The sequence below is a fragment of the Bradyrhizobium sp. UNPF46 genome (genome assembly GCF_006658625.1).
GTDB lineage: Bacteria > Pseudomonadota > Alphaproteobacteria > Rhizobiales > Xanthobacteraceae > Bradyrhizobium > Bradyrhizobium nitroreducens.
On record NZ_LFJB01000098.1, the window covers coordinates 1 to 24,437 of the forward strand.

The window sequence follows — 24,437 nt, forward strand, 5'->3', positions numbered from 1 at the left end:
TGCGAAGCGGTTTTCCGGAAAGATCATGCGCAAACAACAACCTAAAGCGCGATGACGATTCATCCAAATCTCATCGCGCTTTAGGGCTCTTTCCCCAGAAGCGCCTCCGCGCTCACCGGACGTACCAATAGCCCCACCAGCGGTGGGCGACCGGGCGCGCCTGCGCCTTCATGGCCGCGACTTCCTCGACGGAGCGAGGCTGTGGGCCGTAGATCGCGGGCGGATAAACGTCGTCCCACAGCACGACCCCGGTTTGGACATAGGCTGCCCGGTGATGCGCAAGCGCGAGCTCGGCGGCCGGCGCGACGGAAGCTGTCAAGGCGACGGCGAAAGCGGCAAGGGCAATGGATGGAATAACAGCACGGAAGTTCATTGGATTGAATCCCTGGTCAAATGAGATGCGAAATAATGCGACGGGTCCCGGATGGTTGCAAGGGCATGGGCTGGTCGGTCGGCCGAAATTTCCTGCTCGAGGGCAGGCGCGGCAGGTCCGCTCAAGGGCAACAGCCATGGAGGAGAGGGTCCGCGAGGATGTCTCTCTCTACAATGAGTGTCTCTCGCAGAGTGATCCTACCCGTCGTGATTCATGCACGCGAGACTTGCGCTCCCTGCACACAGGACATCAGGCATGAACAATCTTTCGGCGCCCCGGAGTCGGCCAGAACCATGATGTCGACACACTGCTCGCTCTTGATGAGTCCCGGACCATCCAGGACGGCTCTCATGACTTCTGCCTTCGTCTCCGCTTTCATCTTTGGCTCGGGCATCATCTTGGGATACGCGCTGCGTGCTTGGCGCGTCATGCGAAGTCCTGCAAACTCATCCCGTGGCATCTTGCATCGAGCGGCCGGGGCGACTCCTGCCTCGACCTTCGGCCACGCCCGACGAGCCTTCTAGCGGCGGCGTCCTGGCGGCACCGGGGATCTCACCATAAGAATGGGGCATGACGAGATGAGCGAACCCAGGAAGGACGCGCCGCGGCGCTACATCGTCGATGGCGCCGGACAACGCGTGCTTGTCGGGCTGACGATCTCGGAGACGATCGAGTTCGAAGCCCTCGACAATCCGGGGGCCCGCCTTGGCGTCGATTTGCTCGTCGAGCCGCCTCATGTCCGTCAGGACAGGCATGGGGAGCGTTGGCTGGAGCTCTACGTCAAGCACGAACGGGCCTGGCACGATTGGATGGCCGAAACGCGTGCGCGGCTGGAGAAGCCGTGCTTGCTCAATTGAGCGCAGCGCTTCACCTGTCGTAGACAAGCCGTGGCGGCCAAGTCGATCCCACCTCACACCGCGAGCATGCGGCTGCCCTGGATGCTCATCAGGGTGAGATTGCCGGTCGCATAGGCGCCGGTGTCGATGTTGACGCGGTTCGTCAGGAATTCGGCATTGCGGACCGGCGTATGGCCGTGCACGATATATTTGCCGAACTGCTCCTCGCTCTGCAGGAATTCTTCGCGAATCCAGAGCAGGTCGCGCTCCGTCTGCTCGGCCAGGGGAACGCCCGGGCGAACGCCGGCGTGAACGAAGAAGAAGTCGCCGCAACTGAAGCTCAGCCGCAGATTGTCCAGAAATTCCAGATGCTCGGTGGGCATTGCTCGAATCAGATCGCGCAAGATGGATGCCGGCTCGTTGCGCTTCAGGTCCGGCGGTGCGAGCCCGTAGGACATCAGGGTCTGGGTCCCGCCGACGGCGATCCAATCCTCGAACAATGAAGGGTCTTCGAACACCCTCACAAGAAATGCCTCGTGGTTTCCCTTGAGGAAGACCGCATTTCCCCGGCGGCTCCGCTCGACCAGCACATCGAGGGTGGAGCGCGTGTCGGGGCCGCGATCGATGTAATCGCCCATGAAGACCTCGATCGCATAGCGCGGCCGGCTGCGGGCGACGTCGGCGTCGATCACCCGCAACATGGGTTGGAGCAGATGCGCGCATCCGTGAATATCCGAGATCGCATAGATACGAACTCCTTCCGGCAATTGCGGTTTGGGAACGGCTGGCCGTGGTCGCGCGAGAGATATCATGGCGCTCAATCGATCGGGTGGTCGAAAAATTTCCCCAAGTCGCCGGCACCGGAGAGCTTCCATCCAACACGAACAACGTGAGTTCGTTGAGGAAGCGTCCCTGTTCTCCGGCCCGATCACGCCGAAAGAAGGGCGCGGAATTTTTTGCCCACCTGGTTCTGCGGTGGGCGCGAACGATCGGTCCGCAACAATTGCATTGCTGCGTGCGAGAGCGCGGCAAAGTTGCATGCCTGGACCGGATTTCAAGGCGCACGCCCAGATAGAAATCCATCGGAATTCTCGCAAATGACTCGTCGCGCTCAACGGAGGAATTGCATCGCCTGAAAGATGAGCGAAATGCGCTCGCACGACGATCAGACTTTGCGCCGAACGTGGAACTTGATTCAAAATAGGGCAACGCGTTCGCTCGTATGTCATCACTGTGACGACATTTTCATCGCGCCGAATTTCGCTGAGCATTTCAACGTGGCGCATGATCCGTGCGCCGCAAAAGTTTTGCGTGCGGTGCCACAATGTCGCTGCGATCACGCAACACTTTCCGCGCGGGGAAGTGACGAGTCTTCAGCATCACGATGAGCGTCAGGCACTCTCTCGATAGGCAGAGGTTCGAATGGCTGTTGCAACTTTTGGTTCTGAAAACGCTCACACGCTGTCGTCGACACGCGGTAACGCTCTTCAGAGGCCATTCCAGATCGTCGTCATGGCTGCTGACTTTCTGCTGATCCTGTTGAGCTATGCTGCCGGGGCTTCACTGTACGGAGCGGCCGTCGCTTCGCCCGCCGACAGTGCTTCGGTGGGAGCCGGGTTGTTCGTCGGCGTGGTGTTCGTCGCGGTCGCCTATTTCCGGGACGTCTATGCCACGCATCGCCTGCTCAACGTCGTCTGGCAGCTTCGAAAGGCGGTGTTGATCTGGCTGACGTCGCTGACGATCCTGGCCGTTGCCGCCTTTCTGCTGAAATCGACGGACAATCTGTCCCGCGGCACCGTCATCGTCTTCGCCGTGATCGGCGGGGTTGGCTTGATCAGCCTCCGCTTCGTCTGGCAGGCGGTGTTCGGCACCAGCTTTGCGCGAAGCCGGCTGGTCGATCGCAAGGTGATCCTGCTCAGCCTCAAGCCGCTCGACTTCACCTCGAGCCGCTTCAAGGACCTCAGGAGGAACGGCTTCGATGTCATGCGCCATTTCGTGCTCGGCGCCGAGCGGGATGACGGCCACTGGGAACGGCAGATTCGCGACGTAATCCGTCAGTCGCGCTCGGCCGACGTCGACGAATATCTGCTTGCGATCGACTGGAACGAGTTGCCCATGCTCCGCAAGCTGAGCCCATATTTGCGCGCCGTCCCGCAGCCCATACGCCTGTTGCCGGACGATTCGGTCGCTGATCTGGTGACCCGTCCGTTTCTGCCGGTCAGTGGAACCGTCGCGGTCGAAATCCAGCGGCCGCCTCTCACCATTCTCGAGCGGTTGCAGAAGCGCTGTCTCGACGTTGGCGTGGCCATGTTCGCGCTCGTGATGCTGACGCCGCTGCTGCTGACGGTTGCTTTGCTGATCAAGCTGGATTCCCCGGGAGCCGTCATATTCCGCCAGTCGCGGCGTGGCTTCAACGGCCGGCCGTTCGAGATCTGGAAGTTCCGCAGCATGACCGTCTGCGAGAACGGCGAAACGATTGCCCAGGCGACCAAGAGGGATGCCCGGGTCACCAAGATCGGGCGTTTCCTGCGCATGACCAGCATCGACGAGCTGCCGCAGCTCTGGAACGTGCTGCGTGGAGACATGTCACTGGTCGGCCCACGTCCCCATGCGCTGGCCCATGACAACTACTATGACGAGCTCATCAGCAAATACGTCTACCGGCATCACATGAAGCCGGGCCTGACCGGCTGGGCCCAAGTGAACGGGTTCAGGGGGGAAACGCCGACGATCGATCTGATGGAGAAGCGGGTCGAATACGACGTCTGGTACGTCAGCAATTGGAGCATCTGGCTCGACCTGAAGATCATGGCCCGCACGGCGTCCGCCGTGATGTTTCAGGAAGCCTATTAGCCGCTCAATTTCCCGACGATATGGAACCGCGGTTCCGATCGATCAGGTTCCATCTCGCGACGATCTGCCGAAGAGCCGCATGACTGCATCGCGCAAGGCGAGCAGCGGCGGCACCAGCACGAAGAATGCCCCCATCGCAATGGACACGATGACCTGGCGAACCGAAAACGGTTCGTCCTGGTCGATGTCACGCCGGCTGGGGTCGATGGGCGCGGGCGAAAGGGTCGTCGCCATTGACTGCCGACGGGGCTTGCGTGGAGGCACGACGACCAACACGAACAGGATGTTGAGCAGAACCCAAATAGTCAAAATCGTCAGGACGATCAGCATTCCGAGCCCGCCGGAAAAGAACTACAAATATCAGCCGAGCTTAGCTTCAGGGAACCCAGAAGGAAAGATGCCCAAAGTTTCGGCATTTCGAGGCGGCGAGGACCGGATTGTCTCGTCTTGTCGATGATGATCGCCAATTGGCACACTGTCCTAGCCATCAACGTCTTCGTCAATCCTTGCTTTTGGCTAGAGCAATAACTGCAAGTTGTGGATTCCGGACGAATACGGAGGCCTGGGCAGTCCGGGGGCCCGGTGCGATCTTTGGCCTCGTGCGCGAAGGCGCACGCGATCGTGTTCAGGCGACAGTTCCGCACAGCACGAACAAAGGCCCGCTGCCAGATGGCAGCGGGCCTGAAGTCGTTTCAGTTCGGTTGGGGCGGCGGCGCGCCTCCGCCTAAACTAGGCGTGCTCGACGTAGTAGCTGTTGTGGTGCTTGCCCTTGTACGCCTCGATGCGCTTGAGCATCTTCGGGTTGGCGCGGTTGAGCACGGCGCCGAGCAGCTTCTTCTGCAGGACTTCCGATCCGGAAACCGACTCCTGAAGTGCGCTTCGTGTCGTCTGTCCCCACTCGATCACATAGACCATGGCATCGATCAGGAAGCTGACGGCCTTTGAGTCCGCCACCGGCATCACCGGGGCAAGATCGATCACGATGTACTCATAATGCTCTTTCAGCACCTTGAGCAACTCCGCCATCGCCTTTGATCCAATGACGTCGGCCGAATTGACCATGCGGGAGGCCACGACGGACGGCAGGAAATCGAGGCCCGTCTCCTTGCTTCGCTGCACATGGTAGCCGAGGTTGGCCGGATCGCTGAGCGCCTCGACCAGTCCGGTCGTGGCGTTCGGTGCGAGCTCTCGCGTGAGCGAACGCGTGTGCAGATCGCCGTCGATCAGGACCGTGCGATGTCCGGTGAGGGCGATCAGCTGCGCGAAGTTGGCCGCTACCGTCGTCTTTCCCTCCTTGGGGAGAGACGACACGATGCCGATCACCTTGATCTCGCGGGTCAGGCGCGCAACGTCGATCGATACCTTGATGTTCCGCAACGTCTCGGCAAACCGCGAGAACGGATGGTCGACGACGTAGCGGGACAGATCGGGTGGACCGGTCTTCGCGGAGGTCGAAAGCAACGCGCCGGTTTTCGTCGGGGGACGAATGTCGGGCAGGACTCCGAGACACTTCACGCCGAGCTCATCCTCGACCTCGCCGGGGGTCCGCAGGACGTCGCTGAGCAGCTCACGCCCGAATGCGACGCCAAAGCCGAGGCAGAGGCCGCCCACCAGGCCCCCCACCAGCGCCAGCACCGTGCGCGGCGAACTCTTGCGATCCGGCTTGGTGGCGGTGCTGATCAGGCGCGACTCGCTGAGCGGAAAGCTCTGGTTCTGCGTCGCGCTCTGCAGCTTCTCGAGGAAGTTGTTGTAGAGGTTGCGATAGGTGTCGGCGGCGCTTTCGAGGTCGCGCAATTTGACCTCGGCCTGGCCGGTGTGGCCGGCCTGAGCGACGAGATCCTTGACGCTCTTGTCCAGAGAAGCCTCGCGGCTCTTCGCGATCTCGTAGTCGCTGCGATAGGCGTCTCCGATCCGATGCAGTTCGTCGGCCATGTTCTTGCGCAGCTCATCCATCTTGTTGGCCAGATTGACCGCAGCCAGATGTTGCTTGCCATAGCGCCTCGACCAGTCGGCATATTGGGCCTGGAGGTCGAGATATTGGGCCCGGAGGCGGGTGATGACCGAGTTGTTGAGCGCGTCGGTCACCGTCGATTGCGCGACATCCTGGTCCGAAATGGTGTTGATGCGGTCGAGCCGGGCCTTGGCTTCGGCCGTCGCCGCCCGCGCTTGAACCAGCTGCGTGTTCAGGTCCGACAATTGCTGTTCGGACATCAGGCCGCGGCTGGTCCCGACGATGTTGTGTTCGGCCTTGAACGTCTGCACCGCGCGGTCGCTGGCCGAGGCCTGCTCGCTCAGCTCGATGCTGCGCTGCTGAAGCCACTCGGTGGCCCGCTTGGTGGACTCATATTTGGCTTCCAGGGCGCCGACGAGATAGGCCTTGGCAATGGCGTTGGCGATCTTGGCGGCCTTGTCGGGGGTCCGTGCGCGATAGTTCAGCGACAGGACGTAGGTCGTCAGGACGCGTTCCGTTCTCAGGTTCTTCTGAACCTGCTCGACCACCGCATGTTCGAGCTGATCCTGCGATGCCGGTTCGCCGGAGCTGAACAGCGACGTCACCTTGCCGAGAATGACGGAGAGAAGGCCCGGCTTGGAGCCGTTGAACTCGGGATCTTCAGTCAATTTCAGGCGACGGACGACCGAGAGAATCAGGTCATCCGAATTGATGACCTCGACCTGGCTGTCGACATAGCCGGTGTCGATGAGGGCGCTATTGGCGTTGCTGTCCTTGTCCAGCACCTGGGCTTGGCGCGTATCCATCATGATGCGGGCATTGGCCGTGTACATGGGTTGCGCCGTGACCAGATAGACGAGCACCAGGGCCAGCGCGGCGCCGGTGCACGCCGCGACGACCGGCCATTGCCGGCGCAGGACGTCGGCCACTCGCTCGAAGCTGAGGACGGCTCCGCCGAACTCGATCCCGAATCTGTGGCCCGACTGGAAATGTTCTCTGGGCTGATACATTGTCTAATTCGCTGCCTCTTGATGATCGCAGATCAATTCGGAAGGGGGACGGGCTTGAACGGATTGGCCAGCTTGGTCTTCCACTCACCCTCGAGCAGCGCCCCGCCGCGCGACGGTTGCGCCGGGCCCTTGGCTTGCGATTGAGCCGGGATGCCGGAGCTGTCGTCACCCGCGGCGGAATAACCTGCCTGCACGTTGAGATCGCCGATTCGCTGCACGAAGTCCTTGATCTTGCGCGCCGCGTCCGGCTTCGTGGACGTGCACCGCCCCTCGGCAATCTTCAGCGCGGCGCCGATAGCCGAACGATCGGTTGAAGCCGAGGCCGAGATCAGGCTCTGCACGGACGGCAACACCGAGGGATTGGTGGCGATATAGGTGGCGAGCCGGAACCTCAGCTTCTCCTTGTCATTGCGCAGCCGCTCCAGGAGCGAGGAGGGCGACTTGACGAACGTGTCGAGCTCGAGCTGCGAGGCACGATCCGAAAGTTCGACGCATTGAGCGCGGCAGGCATCGATGCTCGACACGATCAAGGCAGAACTTGCCAAGACGATCGGCAGCCATCGCGCCCTTGCATGACGAATTGTTAGTCCGCGGCCCATCCGTGTCCCTTTGCTCCCTGTTGCAATCGGAGAACACGCGAAACCTGACAGGTAACTGTGTCAAATTTTGTGCGACGCAAAAGTTGAGTTCATGTTGTCAGTGATAACGATCGCATCGACTCTCCCGTTCGGTTGCAAAATGAAGAAATACAATGCCCGGGAGATCGGCATCTTGCGCCTAGGAATGTTGCAACCTGAAAACATATGAGGCGTTTGCACGCCCGCGCAGCACAAGCGGTCGTCGCAAAACCGACACAAGTCGCAAGCGAGCCGTTAGTTCCCTCCGTGAGAAAATTATCAGCGCGACATTTACTGCGGTGAAATCAGTGCTCCGGCGCATCTTGATCTTGATCGCACCAGCGCCGGATTTCGCGCACACTTTGTACGCAAATGCTCGCAATCATCGCGCGCGAATTGATTTGCGCGCCGACGTGCGGTGTCTCTTGAAAAAAGTGGCGTGAACTTGGCGCTCGCATGTCCGAATGAAAAGCGAGCGTTGAAATTATCGTCGATCGTCATGCGTCGAATGCGAGCCCGCGATCGCAGAGATTGAACGCGCGCAAATCCTGATACAAACTGTTGCGGTGCAATAGCTGGGAATGTTGATGTGACGGAGTTGATTCATCGTGAGAAGGCGCATGTCCTGCCGCTCGACAGCATCCGGGGCGTCGCCGCGACTTCGGTGGTGATTCACCATTTGCTGCTGATGCCGACGTTTCTCGCTGCGTTTCCGCACAACGCGTGGATCAATTGCTCGTTCTTCAGAAGCTCCTGGCTCCTGGTCGATCTGTTCTTCGTTCTCAGCGGCATCGTCATGTCGCTCAGCTATGTCGAGAGCGACTTCGGGCGCTTCTCCCTGCGTGAGTTCATGGTGCGGCGGCTGGCGCGGGTCTATCCGCTGCACATCGTCATGCTGATGGCGAATCTGCTTTTCCGCCTGCTGCGCATCAGCCTGGTCATGGCGGGAGTCGTCGTGGCGGCGCCTGCGGCGTTCGAAGTGAACAACGCCTATTCCTTCGTTCTCAACCTCCTGCTGCTGCACTCGATGGGGTTCGTCGACTATCTCAGCTGGAATGCGCCGAGCTGGAGCATCAGCGTCGAGTTCTACACCTATCTGGTGTTCGGCCTGATCGTCCTCTTTGCCCAGCGCATGCGCTCCCTGTTGTGGTTCTACGTCCTCTGCGGCGCGCTGGCGGTCGGAAGTCTGGTCTTCATCATCTTCGTGCTCGACAAGAGGAGCCTCGGGCTTCAGACCGATTTCGGCATCCTGCGCTGCTTCGTGAGCTTCTTTCTGGGCGTGCTCACGGTCAGGATCGTCGATCGCCTGCCGGCCAGGCCGGGTCCTGCCGTTCAGGGCATGCTGCAATTCGTCGCCATGATCGCCAGCATTGTCCTGGTGTCCCTGGCGGAGACCAATCCTGCGTCGACCTTCCTCGCGCCGGTGACGTTCGCGATCTTCCTCGGCAGCCTGCTCGCCTTTCCGGATGCGCTGCTGGTGCCGCGGATTCTGGTGGCCAAGCCACTGGTCTGGCTCGGGAAACGTTCCTACTCGATCTATATGGTGCACGCGCTCGTGGTGCTGCTCGCCGAATATTTCGTGCGAGCCGTCGGGGCAGGGCGGATCGCCGTGCTCGATTCGGTCTGGGCCGGTCTGCCGGCCTCCTTGAACCTCGTGGTCTCATTGGCCGCCGTGCTCGCGGTCTCCCACTTCACCTATCTTTACGTCGAAATCCCCGGCGGCAGGCTGATGCGGAACGCGCTTGGAAGCCGCTCCGATTTCTCGGCGTCCCCCGCGCGGCAGACGAACTGAGCCTGATATGACGAGTCTCGCGCTGCATCGACCCCAAATGACGCTGATCAGCCTCAACATCGAGGCGATCGCGCTCGGGGCTTATCTGGTCCGCGACGCCTTCGGCGGCATGATCCGCTATTACACCAGCATCTATCACATGAACGCGCTCTGGTACGTGCCCGACGCCATCGCGGTTCTGTGCCTCATCCAGTTCTTCGTCCATTGCATCCTGCGCAATCGCAGTACGCTGGCCCTGCTGGTGTTGGTGCAGATCATGCTGTCGCTCGTGCTCGGCTATTTCATGCTGGGTACGGTCAACGCAGCGGTCTCGTCGTTCAAGATGATGCTGCCGGTGTTCGTCGGATTCTGCTTCTGCGATTCGAGCCTCGGCTCATACAAGAAGCTTCTGTCGGTCATCGCCGTGACCTTCTACCTGTCGGTGATCGGTGTCTTCCTGACGAAATTCTACCTGATGCCCTGGGTGGGCTACAAATACGAGTCCTTCGGCGCGGTGCGCGAGGCCGGCCGGTTGTGGTGGGCCTATGGCGGCGACGACCAGCGCCTGATGGGCTTTGCTGCCGACAATACCATGGCCGCCTTCTTCATCCTGGTGTCGTTCGCGATCACGTCGATCCGCATGGGCACGACCTGGTGTCTCCTGCTCGGTTCCATCGCGATCTATGCCATCAAGCTGACCACGAGCAAGACGACGATGATCGTCCTCGTGCTCTACCTGATCCTGCTGGTGTTGGTGCGGATGCTGCCGGAGAAGTCGCGCTTTCCCGCGATCCGGGCCATCGCGCTGTGGTCGTATGCTTCGATCTTCGTGCCGTTCTTCATGATCGTGGTCGCTTCCGGGACCGCCGCGGTGCCGCATTCGACCCTCTTCAGCATCCTCGATCGCATCAACAACAGCTGGCAAAAGCCGTTCATCTATCTCACCCAGCTCATGCCCATCGGCCTCGTGACCGGCTGTGGTGCAGGCTGCTTCAACTATCCGCAGCAGCTGTTCTCGCCGCTCGCGCCATTTTGGGTGCCCGTCGACAATTTCTACATCGGGACCTATCTGATGTTCGGTCTCCCGTTCGTGGCATTCATGGTGATGGTGTTCCGGGCGACGTTCGGAGCCACCGACGTCTACAAGCTGACGCTGATCTTCGTCGTCAATCTGTTCACGATCACGGTGTTGAACTACGGCCCGGCGTCCGGCCTCTTGATCATCGCACTGAGCTTCAGCGAAGTGTTCTCGCGCCGTGCGACCTCCGCACGGGCCGGCGACGCCGTGCCGATTGTCATGCGGCCACCGGTGCCGTCATTGGAGGGCTTCCGCCCGGATGTGCCGGCGGCGAGCGGAAGCAGGTGAGAACGAATGATGCATAAACGGCTCGCATTCATCGACACGCTGCGCGGCATCGCCGTGCTGTCGGTCCTGGTCCAGCATGTCTTCGAGATCATCGTCGAGAAGCACCCGACGGGCGCGTTTTACTGGCCGATCCACGATGTGTTCGGCTACTACATGAACTTCGGCCGGTTCGGCGTCGTGCTGTTCTTCTTCGTCAGCGGCTTCGTCATTCCGTTCAGCTTTCCGGACAGCGCCACGCCCGTGCGCGATTTTGCGATCAGCCGCTTCTTCCGGCTCTATCCGGCCTATTGGACCTCGCTCGTGGTCGGGCTCGTGACGATGCAGCTGATGGAGTCGAAGATCTATCCGCTGGGGCAGATCGCCGCGAACGTGACGATGTTGCAGACGTTCGTGAACGTCCCGAATCTCTGGGTGTTCTACTGGACGCTGGCAATCGAGCTGCTGTTCTACGTCGGGTGCACCATCCTCTTTGCAATGGGGCTGCTGAACCGGCGCTTCACGGCGGTCACGATCGTCATTGCGGCCGCGCTGGTCGGAACCAGCGCTGCGCTCCTGGTGGAGAACAGGACCGTCTCCTCGGTGATGGAGGTCGGGTTGAACCTGTCGGCGATGTTCCTGGGCAAGATCATCCGCGATACCGTCATCGGCGGAAAGCTGCGATGGACCCACGTGGCGGTCTGCACGCTGCTGTATGCGATTTTCGCCATCACGCTGTCTGACCGGCGGTTCGGCGGCGTGTATCACGAGAATTTCTTCTACAGCTATTCGATCGGATCGGCCTATGTCTGCGCGGCGCTGGTCTTCATCGGGTTTGCGGTGTTCGGCGAGAGAATGGCGTGGCGCCCGATGGCGTTCGTCGGCGTGATCAGTTATTCGGTCTATTTGATGTCGCCATTCGTCATCGTCTTCGTCCATCGCCTCGTCTGGTTCGGTGATGGGCCGATTGGATGGTCGATCTTCCTGGCTGTGATCCTGGCGCTGTCGCTTCTCGTCAGCTGGATGACGTTTACATTCGTCGAGAAGCCCAGCATCGCGTTTGGACAGCGGTTCCGCTCGGCGCGTCGAAAGAAAGTGGTGCTCGAGCCTGCGCTCAGCACCCAGGGCGCTGCAGAGTGAGCGGGACCCTGCAGCAGCCGGGCACGGCCTATGACGGATCGTTCGTTCCGTCGGTGCAGGGGCTGCGCGGCATTGCGGCGCTCAGCGTGCTGATGGATCACTTCTACGACATGCCCAAGGGAGGCATGTACGACATTCCGGATCCCGGCTTCCTGCCGCCGCTCTGGCTCTGGCTGCAATCGGTGATCAATGTCGGCGGTCATGGAGTCGAGCTGTTCTTCATGATCAGCGGCTTCCTGATCCCGGCGAGCCTGGTGCGGCACGGGTCGCTCCCCCGGTTCTTTTTCGATCGCGTCCTGCGCATCATGCCGGTCTTCGTCGTCCTGCATCTTGCCCTGTTCGCGATAGGTCCGATCGTCGGCTACAAGTTCTTCCGAGGCATCGACCTGACCAGCTATCTCGGGATCTTCGCGGCCAATCTGTTCTTCGTGCAGGACGCGCTCGGCCTGCCCATTGCCCAGCAGAATGCCTGGACGCTGACCTACGAGTGGGCGTTCTACATCTGGTTTGCCGCGACGTTCTCGATGCTGCGTATCGGCGGCAGGATGCTGGCTGCGCCCTTGATCCTGCTGGGCGTCGCCTGCCTCCTGCATTGGCCGATCACGGCCTTCTTCTGCATCGGCATGCTGTTCAGCGCCACCGGCTTTCGCATCTCGATTCCCGGGCGCCTCGGCTTGATCGCGGGCCTTGCCTGCGGAGCGGCGATGTATGCGAGCCTGATGCTGTTTCACCCGTTCGTGGGACTGCTTCCCGGCTTCCTGCTGTTCGGCATGGTGCTCGCTCCGGACTCCGGCCTCGGCCGGGCGCTGAGTGCGCCGGCGCTGCAATATGTCGGCAAGATCAGCTACAGCCTCTATCTGGTGCATCCTTTCGTGCTCTTCCCCTTGCAGGTGATCGGCCTGAAGCTGGTCGCCGCCGGCGTCGATCGCTGGCTGCTGTGGGCGGCCTTCATCGGGCTCGGGCTGGTGATGTCACTGGTCGCAAGCGCGATCAGCTATGAATTGATCGAGGTCAGGCTGAGGCGCCTGCTGGACGGCGCGATCCGCAGCATGGTCTTTCGACCGCTGAAGGTCGGGCAATCGGTTTGAGAGATCCCCGATAGCAGTCAGCTCACAGTACGACCGGCGAGCCTGTGATACGAGCCCAGCAACCCTTCCGCGATGCGGTCCCAGTTCAAGATGCCGGCGGCGGTTTGCCGCGCGCCATCCGTCAATGTCGTGGCGAGTGGCTTCGAGGTCAGCACGCGTTCGAGCGCGTCGGCCAATGCGGCGGCGTCGCCCGGAGGAACCAGCAGCCCGTTGACGCCGTCGGTGACGACGTCGGGAATGCCGCCGGTGGCGCTGGCAACGACGGGACGAGAATTGCCGTAGGCCGATGCAAGCACGCCGCTCTGCGTTGCATCCTTATAGGGCAAGGCGACGACGGTGGCGGATTGAAACAGCCGGCCGGTATCCGCAGGGGAAATATAGGCATTGATGGTCTTGACGGTCGGCATTGCCTCCATCCGCGCTCCGAGCCGTGTCATCTCGGGGCCGCGGCCGGCGACGATCGCCTCATGCGCCACGCCGCGCCGGGCCAGCAGGTCGATCGCGTCGATGAAGACGTCGAGGCCCTTGTAAGCCCACATCCGTCCAAAAAACAGGATGCGCGCGGGCTCGGGCGCGGTGACTGCGCCCTTGGTCGGCGGAACCATGAGTACGCCATGCATGCTGGAGACCGTCTCGCCCTTGAAGTCGGGCGATGCCCGACGAAAATCGGCAATGCAACTCTCGCCATGCGTGGTGACGACCGACGCGGCTGCGCGCATGCGCCCGCGCCACGCATCCTCACGCGGCGAGGTGCCCGAGCCGCCTTCCGAATGCGGAATCGCATCGTGGACCGTCAGGACCAGCGGAATGCCAAACGGGCGAAGCACCTGGATCAGCTTGGACGTGTAGATCTCCGGAACTTCGTGACAATGAATCACGTCTGGACGAAACGATATGATGTCCATGAAGGACGCGGGGATGCCGATCGCGCCGCCGCGGCGCAGGCTGAGGTCGCGAATTCGTGTCTGGAAGGGTGCGGCCACGGCGATATCGGCAAGTTCCCATTGCTGGTTCGCATCCTTGGCGTTGAGCACGAGGCGGACGTCGCAATGATGCGCCAGTCCAGATGCCAGGCGATAGGAATATTCCGCAAAATGCGGCGCGTAGATCGCCACACGCAAACGCTTGGAGCTACGGGCAGAACGCGGAGCGGACGAATTCATCAAGGCATCCATTTTGCATCACTTCGCAAAGGTCGATTGAAGTGTAGTCCACGATTTGAACTCACTTCCACTTTAAATCGGAATCGTGACGGCGCTCATCTGATTGCCATCACTCCGCCGTACTGTAGCGAGCAATCACTGCTCCGAAATGATCGGAGATGTGGCCTCGCGGCAGCATCGCGTGCCACGTCGTCTAGTCTGCGATTGTGGTTGGATTTGTCGGAATTGGGTCGAATTGTTGATGAACGTCACGCAGGGCAAGCAACATCAGGTCGTGGTGGCTCTGTTCTGGTCGCTTGCCCAGAATTGGGGCGGCCGGGCGCTGTCATTCGTGCTGTTCCTGGTTCTGGCCCGGCTGCTCAGCCCTGCGGATTTCGGTCTCGCTGCGCTGGTCGCCTTCATCCTGCTGCTCCTGAGCTCGATCGCCGAGTTCGGCTTCGGTGATGCGCTGATCCAACGGCGCACGCTCGAGCCTGCCGACGTGACGCTGCCCTTTTTCTGCTCGTTTGCAGCCTCGGCGCTGCTTGCCGTTCTGATTGCGCAGCTCGCGCCGCATATCGAGCGTTGGCTCGACGTGAAGGGGCTCGCGCCGCTGCTGACAGCCGCCAGTCTCGCGCTTCCGATCGGGACCGCGACCTTGTTTCAGGAGGCGCTCTACAAGCGCCAGATGGATTTTCGCGTGCTTGCGGTCCGGACCATGGTGGCAACAGCCGTGTCCGGCGTCGTGGGCATCGCCTGCGCCTATGCCGGATTCGGTGCTCTCAGCCTCGTGATCCAGGTGGTCGTTCAGAGCGCGATCAGCGGCCTGTGGCTCTGGAGCCAACCGCGATGGCTGCCGATGCGCGGCTACGATCTCAAGAGCTTTCGCGAGCTCTCCGGCTACAGCGTCCACGTCGTGCTGAACAGGCTGCTGGACTTCGCCATCGTGCGGACGATCGACATGATCATCCTGTCACTGTATGGCATCGCGGCGCTCGGCATCTACACGGTCGGAGCGAGGGTCTACCTCATCCTGATGCAGCTGCTCACCCAAGCGGTCATGGACGTCGCGCTGAGCGCATTGTCCAAGATCGCGCATGAGCGCGACCGCATCGCGGGCGCGTATCTGCGCAGCGTCAGCCTCGGCGCGCTGATCGGATCTCCGGTCTTCGTGCTGCTCGCGGCGATCGCGCCGGAGTTCTCCCTGCTGCTGTTTGGTGCGAAGTGGGGCGGCAGCGAAGCGGTGATGCGGCCGCTGATGCTGATCGGCGCGGTCCAGACCGTGCAGTTCGTCAACAGCGCCTATTTCGGCGCCCTGGGCAAGCCCAACTACGTCTTCCTGCTCAACATCCTCAAATGCTGCACGGTCGTGCCGGCCATGTTCCTGCTTCCGTCGCGAGACATCGGTCAACTCGCGACGATCTTCGCATTCTCGCAGCTCGTGGTGACTCCGGTGACGTTCGCGCTGGCGCTCCGGATGCTGGGCCTGAGCTGGAGCCAGTTTCTGCGTCCGATTGCGGGCTGTCTCTGTGCGATCGTCCTGGCTTACGGCGCAGTGGTGCTGTGCCGGGAGGCGACGCCGGGCATGAACCCCTATTTGCGGATCGGACTTCTGTCGTCCTGTTTTGGCGTGACCTACCTGACGGGCCTCCTGCTGTTCTGGCGGAGGCAGGTCCTTTCCCTGATTGATTTCGTCGTGAAGCGCGGCGCGACCGCCTGATGAAGACGAGGAGGATATCGTGAAGCAGTTGATCCCCGTACCCGTACGCAGGCAGCTCCGAGGCTGGCTCAACAGTGCGAAGAACACGCCGTTGGCCCTCGATCTGCTCGAGCTGCGCAGGTGGCAGATCGCGCGGAAGGACGTCGGCGTCAACGTCGCACCGCGCAACGATCCGCGCCGGCTGGTCGTGCTTCCGTCCGATCCCTGGAGCGTCCATCAGTCGCGCGGCGACGAGGCCATGATCGAAGCGGCCACCGGCGAGATGAAGCGGGCCTATCCGGATCTCGAGGTCTTCGTCGTCACCGCGACCCCGGCGGCCAGCGAGGACGTGCGCGCGATGGGCTTCAAGCCGCTCGAACTCTGGAGACAGCCGTTCTCCTACGAGACGGTGGCGCAGGAGCTGTCGCTCACGAGGCCGGATTTCGGATTGGTTCTGGGCGCCGATGTGCTCGACGGTTACTATTCTCCGGTCGATGCCGCGCGCATGCTGCTGGTTGCCGATCTGATGGCTGCGTTCGGCGCCAAGGTCAGCGTGCTCGGCTTCAGTTTCAACTCGCGCCCGGCGAAAGCGCTGCGCGAGGTGTTCCGCCTGCTGGATCCGGGCGTGGTCCTGAACCTGCGCGATGCGATATCCCTGCAGCGATTCGATGATTTCGCCCGCAAGCGCGCCCATCTCGTCACCGATGCGGCGTTCATGCTGAGGCCGCGGACCGACACCTCCACGGTGAAGCAGATCGGGGCCGCGATCGCAGGGCAGCGCGCGCAGGGTCGCAGGGTCTTCGTCTTCAACATCCATCCGATGTTGTTCAAGAAGCCGGAGCCGGCCAAGCTGCGGCAGATGATCGAGCTTGCGGCGCGCTCCATGGAGCGGCTGTCGCGCGAGCACGATGCGAGCTGGCTGTTGCTCGCGCACGACTACCGTCCCGAGATCGCCGACGACAATTGTCTGCGGCCTCTGGCCGATCGGCTCAAGCCCGTGCTCGGCGATCACGTGTATCACGTCGACCAGGCGCTATCGGCTGGTGAGATCAAGGCGGTCGTCGGTCTGGTCGACGGCGTGATCACCGGTCGCATGCATCTGGCGATTGCGGCGCTGGGCCAGGGAACGCCCGTTGCGGCAATTACCTACCAGGACAAGTTCCAGGGCCTGTTCGCGCATTTCGGCGTCAGCGAACAGCTGTTGTTGTCGCCGTCGCAGTTTCTCGTCGGCGACAGCTTCGAGACGTTTCTGCTGCACTTCCTCGGAGCGTACCAGGCTGTCGGCGCACAGGTACGACAGGCGCTGCCCGATGTCATGGACTTGTCCCGCGCCAACATCGCACCACTGCTGGGCGAGAGCGCGATGCGGATCGTGCCGGAGGCCGGCGGCAAGGTCGCCTGAACGGCCTCATGTCATCGGCAGGGCGGTCAGTTGACCGCGCGCTCGGGGTTGTCGAAGCGCATCGATGTCTCGGCGGCTGCGGCCGGGATCTTCCGCGAGGAGGGCGCCGCGGCGTCGGCCCAGCGGTTGATCAGGCGCCGCGCCGGATTCTCGAAATAGGCGTAGGTACGGTCCGCGACGATGGTGAGGACCGCGCAACAGGCCAGGGCGTACAGGCCGAACTGATCGGGGCGCAGGCCGAGCCAGGTCCACAGCGGCTTGAACACGGCAATGAGGATGGCATCGTGCAGCATGTAGATCGCATATGAGGTGTTGCCGAGCCGGCCGAGCAGGCGGGCGCCCGGGAACTCCTTGAAGGCGCTTTCGCCGACTGCCGTGAGCAGGATCGCGCAGGAGAACAGCACAATCGCCAGATCCGGCTTGGCGAAGACGTTGAGGACGAGCACCGAGAGGCCGAACATGCCGATGCCGGCGAAAATCATCCCCTTGTGGCGGTAGGGACGCGACATCCGGAACAGGATGGCGAGCAGGATGCCGTTCAGGAAGCTTGGCAGCGCGCGCAGCATGCCGTAGTCGAAATTGGCGCCATACATCTGCGATCGTTCCTGCCAGATCGGCAAATGGCCGTGGGCCAGCAGCAGGTAAAGCGCGGCCACGATGCCGCCGAGCACGACGGGCTGGACCTTGCGTGCAAGCAGCATCAGGAGCGGAAAGATCAGATAGCAGAAGAACTCGGCGCTGATCGACCAGGACGGCGAGTTGAAGCTGAGATGGTCGGTGACGCCCCAGGCCTGGAGCAGCAGCAGGTTGTAGACGAAGTCCAGCGAGGTCGAGCGTGCGGTACGTTCCAGCCCGGCGCCGATCAGCACCACGAAGATCAGCAGGCTCAGCAGGTGCAGCGGATAGATCCGCGCGATGCGCCGGATCATGAAGCGCGAATAGGCAGCGACGCCGCGTGCGTCCGACGGATAGGAATAGGAGATCACGAAGCCGGACAGGATGAAGAACATGTCCACGAACAGGCCGTAGGACCCGTTCCAGGCCGGCGAAATGCCGGTGTCGATCAGCTTCAGGTGAAAGATGAAGACCCCGAGCGCGGCGACGAAGCGGTAGAAGTCGAGAACGACAAAACGTCTTGCTTCACTGGCGTCCATCGGGCCTCGGAGTCCTTGCGCGGTTCGTCTTCGTTCTAGAAGCGAATTGTGACGCAAGTTCGCAGGCGCGCGGGCGATGCGGCGTAATCGCGGCAATCCGTCCGAATTCATGGGGCCCATCCAATTGCGGATGGCAGTCAGGTTCCGCTCATCAATGAGGCAGGCGGCCCAACAAACGAACGGGGCCGGGACCCTGCATGGGCCCGGCCCCGGCTATGCTGACGTGCGTCTGAGCAGCAACTCCTCAGACGAACACGAAGTCGTGGCTGGTCAGGCTGGAGACATAGACGTTCTTCAGCAGGATCGAGTCATCGGCTGAGAACGTGATGATCGCGTTCGTACCGGATTGCGTGATCTGCAGGTGGCTGTAGTCCGCCGCCAGCAGTTTCGAGATCGCGATCGTGTCGTGCGTCGTCGCATCGCCGGCCTGGAAGTTGAGGATCTGGTCCTGGCCGTGGTCGTAAGCCACCGTCGTCGAGTTCGGCGCGGCCGAGAACACGTCGTTGCCCGCTCCGCCCTGGATCGTCACGCCGCTGGCGACGGCCGTGACGTTGTGGGTACCGTCGGTCTTGGTCTGATCGAAGAACTGCAATGCGTTGGCGCTGTTGTAGTTCTCGTGCTGCGTGGTGCCGGCCTGTCCGTTGAAGTTGAACAGGAAGACGTCCTTCGAACCGTCGGTGTTGTTGGCGATTTCCTGGGTCTTGGTGCCGGCGCTGTTGTAGATGTCGGTCAGCTTGCTGCCGTCGTCGTGGATGACCTGGGTATAATCCAGCGTGCCGTCGGCGTGGGTTCGCGTAAGCTCGACCAGCTTGCCCGAGGCGTCGAGGTGCTGATGCTGGGTGGTATAGGACTGCCCGGTGACGTTGTAGTTCCAATTGTCCGATGTGCCGTCGGCATTCTTGATGTAGGCGGCGGTCTTCACGCCGCCGGTGTAGACGGTCGTGGAGTTGTAACCATCGCTCTTGGTCGTCACCTCACTGGTGATGATGCCGTTGGCGTCGTACCAGTCGGAGGTCTTGGTGCCGTCGGCGGTCTGCGTCAGCGTGAAGGCCAGGCTGTCGTCGGCGTGGGTGCGCACGATGTGGGTCAGGAAGCCCGTCGTATCGTAGGTGTCGTGCTCGTTGGTGTAGGTCTGGCCCACGACGTTGAACTGGAAGACGTCCTTCGACCCGTCGGCGTGATAGTCGGTTTCCGTCTTCTTGATGCCCGATGCATCGTAGTTGGTGACCACGCTGCTGCCGTCGCCGTTGATGACCTGGGTATAGTCGAGCGAGTTGTCGGCATGCCAGCGCGTCACCTCGGTGGTCCGGCCTGAGGGGTCGAGGTGCTGGTACTGCGTGGTGTAGCTCTGGCCGGTGATGTTGTAGCTGTAATTGTCGTGGCTCTGGTCGGCATTGGTGATGTAGGCCGCCGTCTTCACGCCGTTGGTGTAGACCGTGGTCGAGTTGTAGCCGCTCGGCTTCTGGAACACCTCGCTGGTGAGGACGCCGCTGGCGTCGTACCAGTCGGTGGTCTTGGTCCCGTCCGCGCTCTGCACCAGCTTGAACGCCATGCTGCCGTCGGCATGCTTGCGGATCAGCGTGGTGAGGAAGCCGGTCGCATCGTAGATGTCGTGCTCGGTCGTGTAGTCCTGGCCGGTGATGTTGAACAGGAAGACGTCCTTGCTGCCGTCGGCATGGAAGTCGCTTTCCTTGGTCCGGGTCCCCGCGGCGTCGTAATTGGTGACGACGCTGCTGCCGTCGCTGTTGATCACCTGGGTATAGTCGAGCGTGCCGTCGGCATGCTTGCGCGTGACTGCGGTGACCTTGCCCGTGGGATCGACGTGCTGGATCAGCGTGCTGTAGCTCTGGCCGGTGATGCCGTAGGCGTAATTGTCCTGGCTGCCGTCGGCATTCTTCACATAAGCGTTGGTCTTGACGCCGTTGCTGTAAAGCGTGGTCGAGGTGAAGCCATCGGCCTTCTGAACCACCTCGCTGGTGAGGCTGCCGGCGGCATTGTACCAGTCCGTCGTCTTGGTGCCGTCGGTCGTCTGGGTGAGCTTGAAGGCGGGGCTGCCGTCGGCGTGCAGGCGGGTCAGGCCGGTGAGGAAGCCGGTGGCGTTGTAGACGTCGTGCTCGGTCGTGTAGGTCTGGCCCGTGATGTTGTAGGTCCAGACGTCCTTGCTGTGATCGGCGTGATAGGTGGTCTCGACCAGCTTGACGCCGGTGGCGCTGTAGGTGGTGATCACGCTGCTGCCGTCGCTGTTGTAGACTTGCGTCGAGTCCAGCGAGCCGTCGGCATGGCTGCGGGTCACCGAGGTGACCTTCCCGGAGGCATCGAGATGCTGGACCTGGGTGGCGAAGCTCTTGCCCGTGATGCCGTAGGTGTAATTGTCCTGTGAGCCGTCGGCATTCTTGACGTAGGCGGCCGTCTTCACGCCGTTCGTATAGAGCGTCGTGGAGTAATAGCCGCTCGACTTCTGGACGACTTCGCTCAGCAGGGTTCCGGCCGTGTTGTAGGTGTCGGTCGTCCTCGTTGCGTCGCTGCCGACATGAACGGATTTCGTCTTCACGCCATTGGTGTAGCTGATCAGGTCCTGCGAGCCGTCGGTGTAGGCGACGGTGGTCGAGGTCGGCTGTCCGCTCGAATTCAGGCCGGTGTCCGACTTCGACACCAGCGTTCCGCTGGCGTTGTAGGTCTTGGTGTTGATCCAGGTCGCGGCCGAATTCGTCACCGAGAACGAATAGCCGCCCTGGATCTTGGAGAGGGCGCTGCCGTAATGGGCGATGATGTAGTCCATCGTCGCCTTCGAGGCGACCGGCAGGACGTGCGAGTCGGTCACCGTGATGGTCTTCAGCGCCGTCGAGTGGCTGAGGTCGGACAGTTGCGGCACGATCTCGGCAGCCGTGCCGCTGACGGTGGTGCGGGTGTCGGGCGGGGTCGGGTTGGTCGCGGGCGCGTCGATCTCGATGATCAACGGATGATCGCTGACCGGAATCGTGATCGTGCTGACGTCGGTATAGCTGGCGATCGCCGTGGTTCCCGTCAGCGTGTCGTAGACCTTGACCGAATGATGCACGCCGCCGAGGTTCACGGTGACCGTCTGAGACGGATTGGAGACCTCGGTATCGGTGGGATCGTTCCAGAGCTTCGGCTCCGCCCACACCACGAGCTCGTAGGCGCCGTTGCTCTTGCCGAGCACCATGCTGTTGCCGGTCGCCGGCATGTTGCTCAGGGTGTAGTTCAACGGATCAGTCGGCTGCAGGCTCCCCTTGCCGTCGTCGGCCAGGATGGTCGTCAGGTTGTGGATCGCCGTCGCGGCCAGCTTCGGCGTCCCGTTGGAATTGAACAGTCCGAAATTGGCCTCGGGATTGGTATTGCTGGCGGAGGAGTCGCGGTCGAACAGCTCGTAGAGATAAGTCGCGCTCACGCCCGCCTTATAGGCATCGACCAGGGTGTTCAGGATCGATTTGGCCTGCACCGTCTCGTTGACGCCGAGATATTGGGTGTTGGCCTGCGTGGTGTAGCCGGTCTCGGTGATGACGACGGGCTTGCCCGGGGCAGCGGCCATCACCGCGCTCAGTGTTGCCGCAATCGAGCTACTGGTCGTCAGGCTGGTGCTGACATAAGCGTGGGCGTTGGCGTAGTCGACCGAGCCCGACATGTTGCCGAGCTGGCTGTAGCCCTGCGGATCGTTGTAGGCCAATGACAGATTGTAGACGGGGATGCTGCCGAGCGTGGCGTTGGCATTGACGGCCTGATAGAGCGCGCTCTGGAACTGGGCCGCGGCAGTGAGGCTCGAGCTGCCATTGTAGCTGAAGGGCTGGTGGTTGGCCTCGTTGAGCCCCTCGATGGCGCTGATGCTGCCCGCATGGCTCGTCGCGAACTTCTGGAGCGAGGCGATGTAGTTCTGCAGCCCGACCGTACCGGTCTGGGGCAACGCGGATGACACCAGGAAATCGAACTTGTAGCCGGCAGCGGCGAGACCCTCGACGACGGGCTGCGCGGCCGGACTGGTCCCCATCGCGTCGCGGAGGTGGGTGACGCCGAGATATTTGAGGTCGTCGACCATCAGCGCGAGATTGTTGTAGCCGGTCCATCCAAAACCGGCGTGCGTATTGACGCCAATGGAGTTGATGAAGCCGCTGGCGGACAGGATGGTCTGGTCTGACATTGCACACTCGAATTTCAACGCGAACGAAATTGCTCGCAGGATTTGCGTTCAAGCTTCTCTGTCGAGTGTGAATTTCAGATAAAAATCGAAGCTACAAATCGTGAGCGATACGAGGTTCCTTGTGCAGGAACAGACGCGCTCGGTTGCAGCAGAATAGGAATGCAATGCCGGGCCAGCATGGCGTGAGGAAGGCGCTTTCGAGATATTCTGGATTTGCGCTGCTGAATGTATGCGCAGGCTGTGCGGATTGGATTCGTATCAGGCGTGTCGGAGAGAGGAATGCGTCGCCGCTTGTCCGCCGTTCGGAGTATCTTCGTTGCGCAGCTCACCCTTCTTCCTGCACGGGAAGTTCGCAGATGCCGTTTCCATGAGCGGTTAAATTGATGAGTTTGCCCGCAAGAGTTGTATGCGCTCAGGTATGGGGCAGACGATCGCTGCTGGGATGGCAGCGAATACGGGTTCCCTGTCGGAGTTGATGTGCTCGCCCGGGTTGTGGTGCGACGATCAGCTGCGGCGGGCCAGCATCAAAAAGTCTCCGCGCCATCCGATCACCGCCGTTGCGATCGCGGCGATCACGATCTTGCCGGCGAGCCATGTCGTGGGCTCCGTCGGCATCGAACCGAGCGAGGCGATCAGGATCGCCGCCAGCGAGGCCTGCACGACCAGTGGCCAGCGCGGGAAGGCCTCAAACCGGAGGGTCGGACCGAGCGCGACCAGAATGGTCGCGAGCGTGGCGACCGCGGCACACCCGACCGCCCCTCGGGGCGACAGCCCGGCCGACATCGCGATCAGCGCGAAGCAGACGACGAGGGCGAGCTGGCCGGCCGCGACGACGACGAGTCTGGTCGCCAGCTTTTCGAGGTGGGGGACGACCGCCATCGTCGCCTGCAAATGGGTGTGCAGGAAATAGAAGGCGGCGACAGTCGGCGCCGTCTCCAGGAAGCCGTCCAGGCTCGCCTGCGGCACCAGGATACGGGCTGCATCTGGAATGAATCCGATCAGCCCGCCAAGCAGGACGAGGGTCGTGCAGATCATGAACTCGAACATCCGCCGCGCCGACTGGGCCGATTTTGCGCTGCTGCCGTTCTCGAAATCGTTGACCACCTCGGGGTAGCTCACGGTGTGGATCGCGGCATTGAGGACCCAGAAGGGGCGCTGCAGGAGATCGAGGGCAATCGAAAATCCAGCCCCGGCCCCTGTCGCACCCAGCCGGCCGATGACGATGACACGGAGCAGGACCGGCACCGACAAATGAATGACGGATGCGCCCGCAGCCAGCATGCCGTAGCGGGAGAAGTCCTTCCAGTCGGCCAGCATCCTTTGGAGCGAGGTGCGCTCCATCGGCGTGCGATAGGCACCCAGGCCGGCAAGAAGGCCCAGGGTGTGACCCGCCGCAATGCCGAGCAGGGCGGCCTCGGCCGTTCCCGAGATCACACCTCCCGCGGCGGCTCCGGCCAGAAGCGCGGTGGCACGCAGCGCAAGAAGAAGGGATGCGATGCCGAGCCGGTCGGATAGTCGCACCGACAGGAAATAGAGGTCCGTCAGGCCCTGAAGGACGGAGATGCTCAGGCCTAACGCGATGATCCCCCTCGGGAGCGCGCTGGTCAGGGACGCGCAACTCCCGACCACGGCGAGCACGGCCGCACTCGACAGGCCGGCTGCAAAGAGCGACCACCTCAGCCGGGCCGCCTCGTTCTCCCTGGCCGCGGCCAGAAAGCGCAGTCCGGCCAGCTGCAGCCACTCGAACATCAGGACGCAAAGCAGTTGGCTCGAGGCCAGTGCGAGGGAGAAATTCGTGTACTCGGCGGCGGGCAGCAGATGGCTGATCGCGAAGATCAGGACGATCGCCGCGGCGCTCTGATAGACGTAGCCCGCCATCGCGAGGAGGCGTGTCATGGCCGGCGTG

At 62.0% G+C, this 24,437-nt stretch carries 18 protein-coding genes; 8 read left to right on the forward strand and 10 right to left on the reverse strand.

The features are described 5' to 3' along the window. Nucleotides 1–112: 112 nt before the first annotated feature. A complete protein-coding gene (locus UNPF46_RS32990) occupies nucleotides 113–373 on the reverse strand; it encodes a hypothetical protein (RefSeq protein ID WP_142252853.1) in 261 nt (86 codons plus the stop codon). A gap of 211 nt (nucleotides 374–584) precedes the next feature. Further along, the gene (locus UNPF46_RS32995) at nucleotides 585–803 is read right to left on the reverse strand and encodes a hypothetical protein (protein ID WP_142252854.1); all 219 of its coding nucleotides are present in this window, start codon (nucleotides 801–803) and stop codon (nucleotides 585–587) included. A gap of 148 nt (nucleotides 804–951) precedes the next feature. On the opposite strand from UNPF46_RS32995, the gene UNPF46_RS33000 reads away from it, so the two are divergent. Further along, nucleotides 952–1,230: a hypothetical protein gene (locus UNPF46_RS33000; protein ID WP_174718915.1), complete on the forward strand. Its 279-nt coding sequence runs from the start codon at nucleotides 952–954 to the stop codon at nucleotides 1,228–1,230. 53 nt (nucleotides 1,231–1,283) lie between these two features. On the opposite strand, the gene UNPF46_RS33005 is transcribed toward UNPF46_RS33000, so the two are convergent. Next, complete coding sequence (locus tag UNPF46_RS33005) at nucleotides 1,284–2,021, reverse strand: metallophosphoesterase family protein (protein ID WP_100177073.1); 738 nt, start codon at nucleotides 2,019–2,021, stop codon at nucleotides 1,284–1,286. Between the two features lie 610 nt (nucleotides 2,022–2,631). Between UNPF46_RS33005 and UNPF46_RS33010 the strand changes: the two genes are divergently transcribed. Next, nucleotides 2,632–4,062, forward strand: a complete 1,431-nt coding sequence (locus tag UNPF46_RS33010; protein ID WP_100177074.1) for an undecaprenyl-phosphate glucose phosphotransferase — start codon at nucleotides 2,632–2,634, stop codon at nucleotides 4,060–4,062. Between the two features lie 42 nt (nucleotides 4,063–4,104). Here UNPF46_RS33010 and UNPF46_RS33015 read toward each other — a convergent pair whose 3' ends face one another. The 3 genes from UNPF46_RS33015 to UNPF46_RS33025 all read right to left on the reverse strand — a co-directional run bounded on the left by UNPF46_RS33015 (nucleotide 4,105) and on the right by UNPF46_RS33025 (nucleotide 7,568). Beyond that, a complete protein-coding gene (locus tag UNPF46_RS33015) occupies nucleotides 4,105–4,392 on the reverse strand; it encodes a hypothetical protein (protein ID WP_100177075.1) in 288 nt (95 codons plus the stop codon). A gap of 399 nt (nucleotides 4,393–4,791) precedes the next feature. After that, nucleotides 4,792–7,023, reverse strand: coding sequence for a Wzz/FepE/Etk N-terminal domain-containing protein (locus UNPF46_RS33020; RefSeq protein ID WP_100177076.1), 2,232 nt, complete (start codon nucleotides 7,021–7,023; stop codon nucleotides 4,792–4,794). Between the two features lie 32 nt (nucleotides 7,024–7,055). After that, the gene (locus tag UNPF46_RS33025) at nucleotides 7,056–7,568 is read right to left on the reverse strand and encodes a hypothetical protein (RefSeq protein ID WP_246668793.1); all 513 of its coding nucleotides are present in this window, start codon (nucleotides 7,566–7,568) and stop codon (nucleotides 7,056–7,058) included. A 661-nt stretch (nucleotides 7,569–8,229) separates the two neighbouring features. Here UNPF46_RS33025 and UNPF46_RS33030 point away from each other — a divergent pair. From UNPF46_RS33030 to UNPF46_RS33045, 4 genes are read left to right on the forward strand one after another with little or no spacing between them, the layout of a single operon-like run. Continuing rightward, a complete protein-coding gene (locus UNPF46_RS33030) occupies nucleotides 8,230–9,432 on the forward strand; it encodes an acyltransferase family protein (protein ID WP_246668794.1) in 1,203 nt (400 codons plus the stop codon). Nucleotides 9,433–9,469: 37 nt separating this feature from the next. Further along, nucleotides 9,470–10,777, forward strand: coding sequence for a hypothetical protein (locus UNPF46_RS33035; RefSeq protein ID WP_246668795.1), 1,308 nt, complete (start codon nucleotides 9,470–9,472; stop codon nucleotides 10,775–10,777). A 6-nt stretch (nucleotides 10,778–10,783) separates the two neighbouring features. Then, nucleotides 10,784–11,893 carry an acyltransferase family protein gene (locus tag UNPF46_RS33040; protein WP_246668796.1) on the forward strand — a complete coding sequence of 370 codons (1,110 nt, stop codon included), beginning with the start codon at nucleotides 10,784–10,786 and terminating at the stop codon, nucleotides 11,891–11,893. After that, complete coding sequence (locus tag UNPF46_RS33045) at nucleotides 11,890–12,981, forward strand: acyltransferase family protein (RefSeq protein ID WP_142252856.1); 1,092 nt, start codon at nucleotides 11,890–11,892, stop codon at nucleotides 12,979–12,981. Before UNPF46_RS33040 ends, UNPF46_RS33045 begins: the two co-directional genes overlap by 4 nt. A gap of 17 nt (nucleotides 12,982–12,998) precedes the next feature. On the opposite strand, the gene UNPF46_RS33050 is transcribed toward UNPF46_RS33045, so the two are convergent. Continuing rightward, a complete protein-coding gene (locus UNPF46_RS33050; protein ID WP_245448271.1) occupies nucleotides 12,999–14,144 on the reverse strand; it encodes a glycosyltransferase family 4 protein in 1,146 nt (381 codons plus the stop codon). A 241-nt stretch (nucleotides 14,145–14,385) separates the two neighbouring features. Here UNPF46_RS33050 and UNPF46_RS33055 point away from each other — a divergent pair, with 241 nt between their 5' ends. Together UNPF46_RS33055 and UNPF46_RS33060 are read left to right on the forward strand one after the other, a co-directional pair. After that, entirely contained in the window at nucleotides 14,386–15,843 is a 1,458-nt protein-coding gene (locus UNPF46_RS33055; RefSeq protein WP_142252857.1) for a lipopolysaccharide biosynthesis protein, read from the forward strand. Nucleotides 15,844–15,862: 19 nt separating this feature from the next. Continuing rightward, nucleotides 15,863–17,224, forward strand: coding sequence for a polysaccharide pyruvyl transferase family protein (locus UNPF46_RS33060; protein WP_142252858.1), 1,362 nt, complete (start codon nucleotides 15,863–15,865; stop codon nucleotides 17,222–17,224). Between the two features lie 26 nt (nucleotides 17,225–17,250). Here UNPF46_RS33060 and UNPF46_RS33065 read toward each other — a convergent pair whose 3' ends face one another. The 3 genes from UNPF46_RS33065 to UNPF46_RS33075 form a co-directional block, all read right to left on the reverse strand. Continuing rightward, nucleotides 17,251–18,378 (reverse strand): acyltransferase family protein, encoded by a 1,128-nt coding sequence (locus tag UNPF46_RS33065; protein WP_142252859.1) that lies wholly within the window; start codon nucleotides 18,376–18,378, stop codon nucleotides 17,251–17,253. Between the two features lie 244 nt (nucleotides 18,379–18,622). Then, nucleotides 18,623–22,531 carry an RHS repeat domain-containing protein gene (locus UNPF46_RS33070; RefSeq protein ID WP_142252860.1) on the reverse strand — a complete coding sequence of 1,303 codons (3,909 nt, stop codon included), beginning with the start codon at nucleotides 22,529–22,531 and terminating at the stop codon, nucleotides 18,623–18,625. Nucleotides 22,532–23,035: 504 nt separating this feature from the next. Then, the gene (locus UNPF46_RS33075; protein ID WP_142252861.1) at nucleotides 23,036–24,427 is read right to left on the reverse strand and encodes a hypothetical protein; all 1,392 of its coding nucleotides are present in this window, start codon (nucleotides 24,425–24,427) and stop codon (nucleotides 23,036–23,038) included. Between the last annotated feature and the right edge of the window lie 10 nt (nucleotides 24,428–24,437).

Bases quoted from the DNA above. Each gene is read 5' to 3' on its own strand.
- UNPF46_RS33000 (WP_174718915.1), top strand. From the start codon at position 952: ATGAGCGAACCCAGGAAGGACGCGCCGCGGCGCTACATCGTCGATGGC.
- UNPF46_RS33005 (WP_100177073.1), bottom strand. From the start codon at position 2,021: ATGATATCTCTCGCGCGACCACGGCCAGCCGTTCCCAAACCGCAATTG.
- UNPF46_RS32995 (WP_142252854.1), bottom strand. From the start codon at position 803: ATGACGCGCCAAGCACGCAGCGCGTATCCCAAGATGATGCCCGAGCCA.
- UNPF46_RS33035 (WP_246668795.1), top strand. From the start codon at position 9,470: ATGACGCTGATCAGCCTCAACATCGAGGCGATCGCGCTCGGGGCTTAT.
- UNPF46_RS33075 (WP_142252861.1), bottom strand. From the start codon at position 24,427: ATGACACGCCTCCTCGCGATGGCGGGCTACGTCTATCAGAGCGCCGCG.
- UNPF46_RS33050 (WP_245448271.1), bottom strand. From the start codon at position 14,144: ATGAATTCGTCCGCTCCGCGTTCTGCCCGTAGCTCCAAGCGTTTGCGT.
- UNPF46_RS33020 (WP_100177076.1), bottom strand. From the start codon at position 7,023: ATGTATCAGCCCAGAGAACATTTCCAGTCGGGCCACAGATTCGGGATC.
- UNPF46_RS32990 (WP_142252853.1), bottom strand. From the start codon at position 373: ATGAACTTCCGTGCTGTTATTCCATCCATTGCCCTTGCCGCTTTCGCC.
- UNPF46_RS33070 (WP_142252860.1), bottom strand. From the start codon at position 22,531: ATGTCAGACCAGACCATCCTGTCCGCCAGCGGCTTCATCAACTCCATT.
- UNPF46_RS33065 (WP_142252859.1), bottom strand. From the start codon at position 18,378: ATGGACGCCAGTGAAGCAAGACGTTTTGTCGTTCTCGACTTCTACCGC.
- UNPF46_RS33015 (WP_100177075.1), bottom strand. From the start codon at position 4,392: ATGCTGATCGTCCTGACGATTTTGACTATTTGGGTTCTGCTCAACATC.
- UNPF46_RS33040 (WP_246668796.1), top strand. From the start codon at position 10,784: ATGATGCATAAACGGCTCGCATTCATCGACACGCTGCGCGGCATCGCC.
- UNPF46_RS33055 (WP_142252857.1), top strand. From the start codon at position 14,386: ATGAACGTCACGCAGGGCAAGCAACATCAGGTCGTGGTGGCTCTGTTC.
- UNPF46_RS33010 (WP_100177074.1), top strand. From the start codon at position 2,632: ATGGCTGTTGCAACTTTTGGTTCTGAAAACGCTCACACGCTGTCGTCG.